Source organism: Dyella sp. BiH032 (assembly GCF_031954525.1).
Taxonomy (GTDB): Bacteria; Pseudomonadota; Gammaproteobacteria; order Xanthomonadales; family Rhodanobacteraceae; genus Dyella_D.
The window spans coordinates 260,690-272,716 of record NZ_CP134867.1; the positions used below are offsets into that span (position 1 = coordinate 260,690).

The following is a 12,027-nucleotide window of genomic DNA, read 5'->3' on the forward strand; positions in this document are numbered from 1 at the left end:
GTCGCGGTGGAATCCAGCGGCGCGTGGGCGGAACCTCAGTGGCCGCTGTCCGGCATGGGACTGGAGGGCTCGGGCGTGCCCTGTTTCTCCTGGCGCTTCTCGATGGCCCGCTCTTTCATCGCGAGGTAGCGCTGGCGCTGGCTGTCGGTCAGCACCGACTGAATCTGGCGATCGCCGTCTTCCATGATGGCGCGTGCCTGGTCGCGCCGGTCCTGGCCTTTCGCGCCCCCGGCACGCAGATCCCGGATCTTTTGCTGCTGGGCCTGAAGAATGGTCGCGACTTGCGCCTGCTGCTGGGCGTTGAGTTGCAGGTGCTTGCCTAGGCGCTCGGCGCGTTCCTGCGGGTCCGGTGGGCGGCGCTGTCCATGCATGGCCTGGCCATTCGGCGGCGTGGCGGTGTCCTGCGCTTGGACACTGAAGGTGCTGACAAACGCACAGGTGAGTGCGAACGCGATCAGAGGGGTCTTCATCGGCACATCTCCTCGGCTAGGTGGGGCCGGGAACGGCCTCAGCCGGGTCGGGTTGACTTGAAAGCCACGCGCCAGGCCCGAAGATTCCTTGGCATCGCCGCCCGAGGAAAGCCCATGATCCACCTCCACTACTGGCCCACCCCTAATGGCCACAAAGTCACCCTGTTCCTGGAAGAGGCTGGTCTGCCCTACGAGATCAAGCCGGTGAACATCGGCAAGGGCGACCAGTTCCAGCCGGCGTTTCTCGCCATCTCCCCCAATAACCGCATGCCCGCCATCGTGGATACCGCGCCGGCGGACGGCGGTGAACCGCTTAGCGTGTTCGAGTCCGGCGCCATTCTGCAGTACCTGGCCGAGAAGACCGGCCGTTTCCTGCCCGCCGACACGCGCGAGCGTTTCAAGGTGCTGCAGTGGCTGTTCTGGCAGGTGGGCGGACTGGGGCCGATGCTGGGGCAGAATCATCACTTCAACCGCTATGCGCCGGAAAAAATTCCGTACGCGATCAACCGCTACGTCAACGAAACGCGCCGCCTCTACGGCGTGCTGGACAAGCAGCTGGACGGACGCGCCTTCATCGCCGGCAAGGACTACACCATCGCCGACATGGCGTGTTATCCATGGATCGTGCCGCACGAAGCGCAAGGCATGTCGCTGGACGAGTTTCCCCATCTGAAGGCCTGGTTCCAGGCCATCCACGCGCGGCCCGCGACGAAGAAAGCCTACGAGATCGGCGAGTCGATCAAGGACCGCTTCGACCTGGTCACCGACGAGGAGGCGCGAAAGGTGCTGTTCGGTCAGGGTGCCAGGGGCTGATGCGGAGGCGGCGCGCGCAGCGACTACGGGCCGCTTTTTCGGATGTTTTCTCTGGAACCGCTGGCTTCGCGTAGCGCGAAAGGTTCTAATCCGCGCTTGTTCTTGCGCTCGACGCAGCAGTCCAAGCCAGCAGTCCCAGGGAAGTACCCATGCGCGCCTTTCTCCTCGCCACGCTGATGACAGTGGCTATGCCGACCATGGCCGAAAAACTCACTATCGAACGCATCTTCGACGGCGGCAGTCTCGCCGGGCCCGCTCCGCGCGGCCTCAAGATTTCGCCGGACGGCAGCCGCATCACCTTCCTGCGAGCGCGGCCGGACGACCAGTTCCAGCTGGATCTGTGGGAATACCGGCCCAAGGACGGCAGCACCCGGATGCTGGTCGACTCGCGCAAGCTCGAGCCGCAGGGCGAGCAGCTTTCCGACGCGGAAAAAGCCCGCCGCGAGCGGGCCCGCACGGCCGGGCTGCGCGGCATCCTCAGCTACCAGTGGTCGCCGGACGGCAGGCAGCTGTTGTTCCCGATCGGCGGCAAGCTCTACCTGTACGACCTGGGCGCCGCCAAGCCATCGCCCCGCCTGCTCGATACCGGCGGCGACGCGATCGATCCGAAGATCTCGCCTAAAGGTCGCTACGTGTCGTACGTGCGCGACCAGAACCTCTGGGTGATCGACCTGGAGAGCGGCGATGCGCGGCCGTTGACCCGCGACGGCGGCGGCACCGTCCACAACGGCGAGGCGGAGTTCGTCGCACAGGAGGAAATGGACCGCAGCGCGGGCTACTGGTGGGCACCGGACGACAGCGCCATCGCCTTCGAGCGCTACGACGAAGCCAAGGTCCCCGTGGTCAAGCGCACCGAGGTCTATGCGGACCGCACCGATGTGGTCGAGCAACGCTATCCCGCGGCAGGTGATCCGAACGTCGCCGTGAAGCTGGGTCTCGTCTCGCCTACCGGCGGGCAGCCGCGCTGGGTGGACCTGGGCAAAGATGCGGATATCTACCTGGTGCGCGTGAACTGGCTGCCGGATGGCAAGCACCTGAGCTACCAGCGCATGCCGCGCAGCCAGCAGAAGCTGGACCTGCGCCTGGTCGACGCCAAGACGCTGGCGCAGCGGACGCTGCTGACCGAGACCAGCGACACCTGGATCAACCTCAACGACGACCTGCGCTTTTTGAAGGACGGTAAGAGCTTCCTCTGGGGCAGCGAACGCAGCGGCTTCCATCATCTCTATCTCTACGGGCTAGACGGCAAGCTCAAGCATCCCGTTAGCCAGGGCGATTGGCAGATCGATGGCGTGCTGGCGGTGGACGAAGCGGCTGGCAAGGTCTACGTGGGTTCCAACCGCGACTTCGTGCCGGATCGCCAGATCTATGCGCTCAAGCTCGACGGCAGCAATGCCGCCGCGCCGGTAAGCGTCAGCCAGGGCGCGGGCACGCACATGGCCGAGTTCGCGCCGAACGCGGCCTTCTACCTGGATACGTACTCCAGCGCGGACACGCCGCCGCAGGTCAGCGTGCACAAGCCGGATGGCGCCTTCGTCAGCTGGATCGAGCAGAACAAGCTCGACGAGAAGCATCCGTTCTGGCCGTATCGCGCGAGCCTGATCAAGCCCGAATTCGGCACGGTGAAGGCACCGGACGGGCAGACGCTGTACTACCGCCTGTACAAGCCGGCCGGCTTCGACCCCGCGAAGAAGTATCCGGTCTTCGATACCTACTACGGCGGACCGCATGCGCAGCTCGTGACCAACGCCTGGGGGGATTACTTCAATCAGTACATGGCCAGCCAGGGCTATGTGGTGTTCACCCTGGACAACCGCGGCATGGCACGGTGCGGCCGCAAGTTCGAGGACGCGATTTACCAGCAGCTCGGCGCGGCCGAAGTGGAAGACCAACTCGCCGGCATCCAGTGGCTGAAGGCGCAGCCCTGGGTCGACGGCCGCCGCATCGGCGTCTTCGGCTGGAGCTACGGTGGCTACATGACCACCATGATGCTGGCCAAGGCTTCCAACGAGCTGGCCGGCGGCGTGGCCGTCGCGCCGGTCACCGACTGGCGTCTTTACGACACGTTCTACACCGAGCGCTACCTCGGCCGCCCACAGGACAACGACGCCGGCTACATGCGCAGCAGCCCCTTCGCCTGGCTGGACGGACTCACCAGCAAGCTGTACCTGGTGCACGGCATGGCGGACGACAACGTGCTGTTCGTCAACTCGACCAAGCTGATGGCGGAACTACAGAAGCGCGGCACGCAATTCCAGTTCATGGCGTATCCCGGTGCCAAGCACGGTCTCAACCTGCCCGGACAGCGCAGCCATGTGTATCACCTGATCGCGAACTTCTTCGATCGCGAGATCAAGGGTGCGTCCGCGCCGGCCGCGCCGCGTCCGGCCACCGCGGCCTCCGTCGCGCCCTGATGCGAAAACACCCGCCGAAGCCGGCGGGCGTTTTCGTGGGCGAGGAGCGAGTCGGCCTACTTGCCGACGTTCGGCCCGCGGACCGGTTCGGCACGCACCTGCCGATCCACTTCGACGTTGATCACGCCCGGCTGGGCCCGGAAACGCACGATGCCCTCTTCCGCCGTCATGCCCTCGGGCAGAAGCACCACCATGGCGGGCGCCCAACTGACGCTGCGTACGAAGGTGGCGCCGGTCGCAGCGCAGGCGGCGTGCATGGCATCGACGGACGTGCCGTCCTCGAAGCTCACGATCAGCTGCACCCGGGGCGCCGGGCGTGAAGAGACAGAGGAAGAAAGGACGCTATCGGTGTCGGCCATGACGGTGGTGCTCCCTGGGTTGGCGGCGCAGGCGGCACCCGCGCCGAGCAGAATCAAACATGGAAGGTACAGCGTGCGGCGGCCCGTCATCGCGTCACCCGTCACGTCATGACGGCCGCAGCGGCACGGTCACTGCACGTGACCGACGCCCGAATCGCCCTGCTCGAGCGGCGGCGCGGTTCCGGCCACGGCCAGCAAGGCCTGGGCGTAGCCGTCCTCGATGCTGATGGTGGAGACCTCGTCCCAGGCGAAGAACGACGCCTCGCGCAGCCACTCGGCATCGGGACTGATTTCCTGCATGTAAAAGCCGTCTTCTTCGACGGAGATCAGCTTGCCGATGTAGCAGACCTCGGACTCGTCCTCGCTGTCCACATGCACGCCGATGACCGGCGCCTGCTTGGCGGCGGCCTGCACCACCTCGCGGATGTCGTCCAGCGGGAAACCCCGCGGCATGCGAGGCAGCAGGTGCTTCATGGCCAGGGCCTTCTCCATGAAGATGGCGTGCTTGTCGGGTGCTTCCAGCTCGGAGACGTCCCGGTGGCGCATGACATACATGCCGTCGTAGGTGATGCTGTCGCCCACCACCCAGAGCAGGAAAAACTCGCGGCCGACCCCGCCGACATAGCCACAGAAGCTGCCGTGCTCGAGTTCACCGCGCCATAGACGGACCAGTTGTTGCAGGCGCTGCGCTTCGCGCAGTTGAGCCCGCTGGCCCGTCGTCTTGAGTTCAATCACCTTTCCCATACGTCGCGAATTTTAACAGCGGGGGTCTTTCCCCATGTTTACAGGATGTAACGGCTCAGGTCCTCGTCCTTGACCAGGCTCGCCAGGTTTTTGTCGACATATTCCGCGTCGATCAGGTATTTTTCGCCGGATTTGTCGGCAGCTTCGAAGGAGATCTTTTCGAGCAGCCGCTCCATGACGGTATGCAGGCGGCGGGCGCCGATGTTTTCCGTGCGCTCGTTCACCTGATAGGCGACCTCCGCCAGGCGGTTCACGCCCGACTCCGTGAAGTCGATCGTCACGCCCTCCGTGCCGAGCAGCGCGACGTACTGCTTGGTCAGCGCGTTATGGGGCTCCCGCAGGATGCGCTGGAAGTCGTCCACCGACAGCGCCGAAAGCTCCACGCGGATCGGCAGGCGGCCCTGCAGCTCGGGGATCAGGTCCGAGGGCTTGGCCAGGGAGAACGCGCCCGAGGCGATGAACAGCATGTGGTCGGTCTTGATCGGGCCGTACTTGGTCGACACGGTCGAGCCTTCGACCAGCGGCAGCAAGTCGCGCTGCACGCCTTCGCGGCTCACGCCGGCGCCGCCCCATTCGGAGCGTTGGGCGATCTTGTCGATCTCGTCGATGAAGACGATGCCGTTCTGCTCCGCCGAATACACGGCCTGGGCGCGGATTTCCTCGTCGTTGAGCAGCTTGCCGGCTTCTTCGTCGATGAGCAGCGGACGCGCGAGCTTGATCGCCAGCTTGCGCTTCTGCGACTTGCTGCCGCCGAGGTTCTGGAACATCTGGCGCAGCTGCTGGCCCATTTCCTCCATGCCGGGCGGAGACATGATCTCGACGCCCACGTTCATGGCGAAGTCCAGTTCGATTTCGCGATCGTCCAGCGCGCCTTCGCGCAGCTGCTTGCGCAGTTTCTGGCGGGTGTCATTGTCGCTCGCGGGCGCCGGATCGTGGCTCCAGTCGGTCGGGGACTGACGGCGCGGCAACAGCGCATCCAGGATGCGGTCCTCGGCACGATCCTCCGCTTGCGACCGCACGCGTTTGACCGCCTGCTCGCGGGTGAGTTTGTAGGCCACATCCGTCAGATCGCGAACGATCGACTCGACGTCCTTGCCCACATAGCCCACTTCCGTGAACTTGGTGGCCTCGACCTTGACGAACGGCGCGTTCGCCAGCGTGGCCAGGCGCCGTGCGATCTCGGTCTTGCCCACGCCGGTCGGGCCGATCATCAGGATGTTCTTCGGCGTCACCTCGTCGCGCAGATTCGGGTCCAGCTGCATGCGGCGCCAGCGGTTGCGCAGCGCGATCGCCACGGCGCGCTTGGCGTCGTGCTGGCCGATGATGTAACGGTCAAGTTCGTTGACGATTTCGCGGGGAGTGAGTTCGGACATGGCTTGGCTCGGGGAACAGTGGGCGGGGAGCAGGGAATGGCCGGCGAAAAGACAGCGAACAGGTAGGCGTTCCCTGCCAGCCGCGTGCCGTTTCCGAGCTCGTCAGAGCTCTTCGATCGTCGTGTTGTGATTGGTATAGATGCAGATATCGCCGGCGATCTTCAGCGACCGCTCGACGATCTGGCGTGCATCCAGCTCAGTGTTTTCCATCAGCGCGAGCGCGGCGGACTGCGCATAGGGGCCGCCGGAACCGATCGCGATCAGGCCGTGCTCGGGTTCGAGCACGTCGCCGTTACCGGAGATCAGCAGGGATGCGTCCTTGTCGGCGACCGCCAGCATGGCCTCAAGGCGGCCCAGGCGACGATCGGTACGCCATTCCTTGGCCATTTCCACCGCCGCGCGCGTGAGATTGCCGCCGTGCTTGGCCAGCTTCTCCTCGAACAATTCGAACAGCGTGAACGCATCGGCCGTGGCGCCGGCGAAGCCCGCCAGCACGTCGCCCTTGCCCAGGCGGCGGATCTTGCGCGCGTTGGCCTTCATCACCGTGTTGCCCAGGGTGACCTGGCCATCGCCGCCGATCACGACGCGACCGTTGCGGCGGACGGAAACGATGGTGGTGGCGTGGAACGATTCCATGGCGGGAACTACCTCGGATGCGGATTCCACGATGTGGGGAAAGCCTCCCGTAAACCCAAGGGGCGGAGCGCCCGGGTCGTAACAATTCGCTGCTGCAACGCCTTTCGGCAGGCCTTTGCGATTGACAGCAGCCTTCACACGCTTTTTACTCGGCGCCGAGGGGTTCCGTCGCATGAACTTGTGACGGGCGAGAGGGAGGAGGCGCCTCACGGGGAAACGGTCCCGCAGGACCGTGCGAGGCACCTTGAATCGCCGCATCGAACCGGGCAGTTCGTGCCGTTTTTTCTGTTTGCTTGGTATTTGGATCGATCTATATCCGCGTTTGAGAATTTAGATCGATACAAATTGCTCTCGGTCCCCTGATCGAAGCCCAAGCGGACGGCACGGTCGTCCATCGCGTCCCGGCTGGTTTCGGCGCGACCCCCTCGAATGTCGGCTTCCGCCCGCGTGGGCGGACCGGGTTCTGCCTCGCAAGGGGCTTCATGGGGAGATCACAAACCAATGTCGAGTAAGCATTCGAGCAGGTCATCGTTGGGCGGTGCGCTGCGTCTTAGCGTGCTGGCCCTGGCTCTGGGGAGCTGTTTCGGCGGCACCGCCGCGCTGGCGCAATCCAACTCATCGGGCGCCATCTTCGGCCGTACCGAAGCCGCACCGGGCACCACGGTGCATATCGAGAATCCATCCACCGGCTTCAGCCGCGACGTGAACGTGGACGCGGACGGCCGCTATCGCGCCGGCTCGCTGCCGGTGGGCGTCTACAAGGTGAGCGTGCAGCGCAACGGCCAGACGGTGGACAGCCGCGACACTGTGCAGGTCAACGTGGGCACCGGCACCGAAGTGAGCTTCGGCGCGGGCGCCGCAGCGGCCGGCGGCAGCGCCAAGAACCTCGAGGGCGTGAGCGTGGTGGCCAGCGCCGTGCCGGCGATCGACGTGTCCTCGGTGGATACGCGCACCGTGCTCAACGCCGAGCAGCTGCGTCGCCTGCCCCTGCCGCAGACCGTGAATGCCGCGGTGCTGCTGGCGCCCGGCGCCGTCAACGCGGACTCGCGCTACGGCAATGCCGTCTCGCTGGGCGGTTCGTCCGCTGCGGAGAACCAGTACTACGTCAACGGTTTCCCCGTCACCAACCCGCTTACGGGCCTGGGCGCCACCACGCTGCCGTTCAACTCGATCGAACAGGAACAGGTGTTCACCGGCGGCTACGGTGCCGAATACGGCCGTTCCACCGGCGGCGTGGTCAACATCGTGACCAAGCGCGGCACCAACGAGTGGAAGGGCGGCCTGCAGGTGCTCTACACCCCGGCCGGTCTGCGTGAAACCGAGAACCCGACCTACCGCCCCGGCGACGGCGCGCAGATCACCGGGCGCGACAAGCACTCGGCCAAGCTGTGGGAAACCACCTACGCCGCGTACCTCGGCGGCGCGCTCATCAAGGACAAGCTGTTCTTCTTCGGCGCCGCGGAAGCCATCAAGTCCGAGAACAATACCTACTCGCTGAGCAAGAACACCACCCGCTCGTACAACACCAACAAGACCAACCGCTGGTTGGCCAAGGTCGACTGGAACATCACCGACAACCACATCATCGAGCTGACGGGCCTGAGCGACACCGCATCCACTTATGCGGACCAGTTCGTATACAACGGCGTCAACGACATCCAGTACGGCCACAAGGGCTGGCGCAGTCAGAAGAACCAGGGCACGGCCGGCTCCTCGCCGGGCGGCCAGGTCTATGTGGGCCGCTACACCGGCTACATCACCGACAACCTCACCATCGATGCGCTGTACGGCAAGGAACGCACCGATCACGTCGACCTGACGTCCGGCTCGAGCTGCACCTACTTCCAGGACAACCGTGACAGCGTGCCGCCGTCGCAGCGCCTGCAGGGCTGCAACATCTCCAGCGGCATCGCCGCGCCCGGCGCGTATGACGAGACCAACGGCTGGCACCTGAACCTGGAATACCGTCTGGGCGATCACGACTTGCGCGCTGGCGTCGACCATTACAACGTCACGTCGCTCAACGGCTCTGACACTTCCGGTGGCGTGGGCTGGTTCTATTACGACAACCCGCCCAGCGGCGTGATCGAATCGCGCGGCGACCTGGTGGTGCCGCCCGGCCACACCGGCATCGTCGAGCGCTACGTGTTCCGCGCCATCGGCCAGGCCAAGGTCAAGCAGGAGGCGCAGTACCTCGAAGACCACTGGCAGATCACCGATCGCTGGCTGGCCTATGTGGGCCTGCGCAACGAGCAGTTCGAGAACCTCAACGCCGACAACGACGTGTTCGCCAAGCAGCGCCATCAGCTGGCGCCGCGCCTGGGTCTGTCGTGGGATGTGCTGGGCGATTCGAGTCTGAAGATCTACGCCAACGCCGGCCGCTATCACCTGGCCATTCCGAACAACGTGGCGGTGCGCGGCGCGTCCGGTTCGCTGTACGAGACGCAGTGGGGCACCTACGACGGTGCGGTCAACACCAACGGCACGCCGCCGAACTGGCAGCCGATCGAGGGCACCGTGTACGCCAACGGCGCCGACGGCACGCCGCCTGACCCGCGCTCGATCTCGGCGCAGAACCTCAAGGCCTACTACCAGGACGAATACATCCTGGGCTTCGACAAGCAGTTTGCGGATCACTGGACCTTCGGCGCCAAGGTGCGCTACCGCAAACTGCGCAGCATCATCGACGACTGGTGCGACGACCGTCCCTTCATCAAGTGGGCCGCCGATCACGGCGTGGATTACGCTGATCCGTCGCCGACCTGCTACATCATCAACCCGGGCGCATCCAACCGCTTCCTGATCGACCTCGACGGCGACGGCAAGCTGGAGGACATCAAGCTCAGCAAGAACGACATCGGCCTGCCGGAAGCCAAGCGCAAGTACTACGCGCTCGACGCCTACCTGGAACATCGCTTCGACGGCAAGTGGTACGGCCGCGTCGACTACACGTTCTCGCGCAGCTACGGCAACTCCGAAGGCCTGCTGAAGTCCGACATCGGCCAGCTCGATCCGTCGGTGACGCAGGACTGGGACCACAAGGAACTGATGATCGGCTCGAACGGCCCCGAGGCCAACGACCGCACGCACCAGATCCGTGCCTACGGCTACTACCAGATCAACCCGCAGTGGCTGGTGAGCGCCAATGTGCTGATCCAGTCGGGCCGTCCGAAGAACTGCATCGGCGTGTATCCGGGCGACATCCCGCCGGAGATCAACTACGGCGCGTCGTACTTCTACTGCAAGGGCGAACCGACCCCGCGCGGCAGCAAGGGACGCCTGCCGTGGACCTATCGCCTGGATCTGGGCCTGCAGTACGCACCGGCGTTCGCCAAGAACAACCTGACCTTCAGCGCCACCGTGGTCAACGTGTTCAACAAGCAGACGGTGCAGAGCATCAACGAGTCGGGCGAGACCGGCAGCGGCGCGCCCAACCTCAGCTACCAGCAGCCCCTGTCGTACCAGACGCCGCGCTACGTGCAGTTCGGCGCCCGCTACGACTTCAGCCTGTAAGCGTGTAACCGCGAGCGCCACGGCGGCGGAAGATCGCCGTGGCGTCTCTCCCCATTGGCCACCGGCTCGCCGGTGGTCTTTTTTTTGCCGTCAATCCGGCCTGCACCGTAATGACGAGCCGCCGATCAAATCTTCCGCTTCGCCCGCGGATGCGCCGCGTCGTACACCTTTGCCAGGTGCTGGAAATCCAGGTGCGTATAGATCTGCGTCGTGGCGATGTCCGCATGCCCCAGCAGTTCCTGCACTGCACGCAGGTCGCCGGAGGACTCCAACATGTGGCTGGCGAACGTATGGCGCAGCAAATGCGGATGGACACGCTTGGCGAAGCCCTGCGTCAGCGCCAGCTGCTTGAGCCGCGCCTGCACCGTGCGCGGACTGATCGGTGCGCCGCCGCGTCCGCGGAACACGGGCGTCTCCGGCGCCCTGCCCTCGGCTTCGCCTAGCGCGCGCAAGGCGCTCACCGCATGCCGGCCTACCGGCACGATGCGCGTCTTGCTGCCCTTGCCCAGCACGCGGACTTCGCCGGCGTCGAGGTCCAGGTCCAGCCAGCGCAGACCGACCAGCTCGGACAGACGCAGGCCCGACGAATAGAACAGCTCGAGCATCGCCCGGTCGCGCACCCCGAGCGCGCCTTCGCCGCCCGATTCGACCAGGGTCGCGGCCTCGTCGACGTCCAGCACCTGCGGCAGCTTCCGGTGCACTTTCGGTCCGCGCACGCCGGCGACGGGGTCGTGTTCCAGCAAACCTTCGCGACGGAGCTGGCGGAACAGGCTGCGGCAGGACGAGAGCAGGCGCTGCAGGCTCTTCGGCGACAGCCCTGCGCGGTGCTCGGCCGCTACGAAGGTGCGCACCCGGTGTGCGTCGAGCTTGTGGAAGCCATCGATGCCCTGCGCCTCCATCCAGCGCAGCAGCTTGTCCAGGTCGCGCCGATAACCGTCCACCGTGTGCGGCGACGCCTTGCGCTCGCCGGCGAGGCGGCCGAGCCAGGCCTGCACCTGGCTGCGCGGATCCATCTCAGGCGCCGTCCCGCGTTCGCTGCAGCGCCGCGGTCACCGTGGCCGCGATCATCTTGAGGAATACCGTGCCCATGCCCGGCTGGAAGCGGTCCGGATCGCGGCTGCCGATCGCGAGCATGCCCAGGTCGCCCAGCGGCATCAGCGCGGACGACTGGATCTCCGGCGCCTGGTCAGCGAACAGGCGGTAGAGCCGTTCGGCCGAAAGACGTCCGGCGACCGGTTCGTGATGGGCGAGGAAATCCGCGAACTCCGGGAGCTCGTCCCGGCCGGCCGGAGCTCGCACCAGCCAGTCCGCGGGCGGCAGCTCCACATGGCCGAACACCATCAGGCGCACCTGGTCGGTCTGGAAATCCTCCGACAGACGTGCGATCACGCTGCGCGCCGCGATGGCCGGGGTATTGGCGCGCAGCACCGCCACGTTGAGGTCATGGATGCGCTGCATCAGCCGCTCGTTTTCAGCAGCGACGGCGGTCAGTTCCGCCAGCCGGCGTTCCAGCTCGGCGTTCTTCTCGCGGAGGTTCTGCAGCTGGTAGGCGGCCAGGGAAGCGACCTGGCCCTGCTCACGCGGCAGCTCGAGCTGCCCGGCCAGTTCCGGAAAGTCGTTGAGGAAGCCCGGATGGCGCCGCAGGTAAGCAGCCACATCCTGGGCCTGGAGATCGTCGAGAGCGGTGTCGGTCATGCGGGGATAC

The 12,027-nt window shown here is 65.6% G+C and carries 10 protein-coding genes; 3 read left to right on the forward strand and 7 right to left on the reverse strand.

Going from position 1 to position 12,027, the window contains the following annotated elements:
• Positions 1-35: 35 nt before the first annotated feature.
• The gene (locus tag RKE25_RS01080; protein ID WP_311840421.1) at positions 36-470 is read right to left on the reverse strand and encodes a hypothetical protein; all 435 of its coding nucleotides are present in this window, start codon (positions 468-470) and stop codon (positions 36-38) included.
• A gap of 114 nt (positions 471-584) precedes the next feature.
• Between RKE25_RS01080 and RKE25_RS01085 the strand changes: the two genes are divergently transcribed.
• Positions 585-1,283 carry a glutathione S-transferase N-terminal domain-containing protein gene (locus tag RKE25_RS01085; RefSeq protein WP_311840422.1) on the forward strand — a complete coding sequence of 233 codons (699 nt, stop codon included), beginning with the start codon at positions 585-587 and terminating at the stop codon, positions 1,281-1,283.
• A 149-nt stretch (positions 1,284-1,432) separates the two neighbouring features.
• Positions 1,433-3,697 (forward strand): S9 family peptidase, encoded by a 2,265-nt coding sequence (locus RKE25_RS01090; protein WP_311840423.1) that lies wholly within the window; start codon positions 1,433-1,435, stop codon positions 3,695-3,697.
• Between the two features lie 56 nt (positions 3,698-3,753).
• On the opposite strand, the gene RKE25_RS01095 is transcribed toward RKE25_RS01090, so the two are convergent.
• From RKE25_RS01095 to hslV, 4 genes are all read right to left on the reverse strand, one after another.
• Positions 3,754-4,146: a hypothetical protein gene (locus RKE25_RS01095; protein WP_311840424.1), complete on the reverse strand. Its 393-nt coding sequence runs from the start codon at positions 4,144-4,146 to the stop codon at positions 3,754-3,756.
• A 39-nt stretch (positions 4,147-4,185) separates the two neighbouring features.
• A complete protein-coding gene (locus RKE25_RS01100) occupies positions 4,186-4,800 on the reverse strand; it encodes a hypothetical protein (protein WP_311840425.1) in 615 nt (204 codons plus the stop codon).
• 38 nt (positions 4,801-4,838) lie between these two features.
• Complete coding sequence (gene hslU, locus RKE25_RS01105; RefSeq protein ID WP_311840426.1) at positions 4,839-6,173, reverse strand: ATP-dependent protease ATPase subunit HslU; 1,335 nt, start codon at positions 6,171-6,173, stop codon at positions 4,839-4,841.
• Between the two features lie 102 nt (positions 6,174-6,275).
• Positions 6,276-6,809 carry an ATP-dependent protease subunit HslV gene (hslV, locus tag RKE25_RS01110; protein ID WP_311840427.1) on the reverse strand — a complete coding sequence of 178 codons (534 nt, stop codon included), beginning with the start codon at positions 6,807-6,809 and terminating at the stop codon, positions 6,276-6,278.
• Positions 6,810-7,340: 531 nt separating this feature from the next.
• On the opposite strand from hslV, the gene RKE25_RS01115 reads away from it, so the two are divergent.
• On the forward strand, positions 7,341-10,322 hold the full coding sequence (locus RKE25_RS01115; RefSeq protein WP_311840428.1) for a TonB-dependent receptor: 2,982 nt from the start codon (positions 7,341-7,343) through the stop codon (positions 10,320-10,322).
• A 125-nt stretch (positions 10,323-10,447) separates the two neighbouring features.
• On the opposite strand, the gene xerC is transcribed toward RKE25_RS01115, so the two are convergent.
• Together xerC and RKE25_RS01125 are read right to left on the reverse strand one after the other, a co-directional pair.
• Entirely contained in the window at positions 10,448-11,335 is an 888-nt protein-coding gene (gene xerC / locus RKE25_RS01120; protein WP_311840429.1) for a tyrosine recombinase XerC, read from the reverse strand.
• Between the two features lies 1 nt (position 11,336).
• Complete coding sequence (locus RKE25_RS01125; protein WP_311840430.1) at positions 11,337-12,017, reverse strand: DUF484 family protein; 681 nt, start codon at positions 12,015-12,017, stop codon at positions 11,337-11,339.
• Between the last annotated feature and the right edge of the window lie 10 nt (positions 12,018-12,027).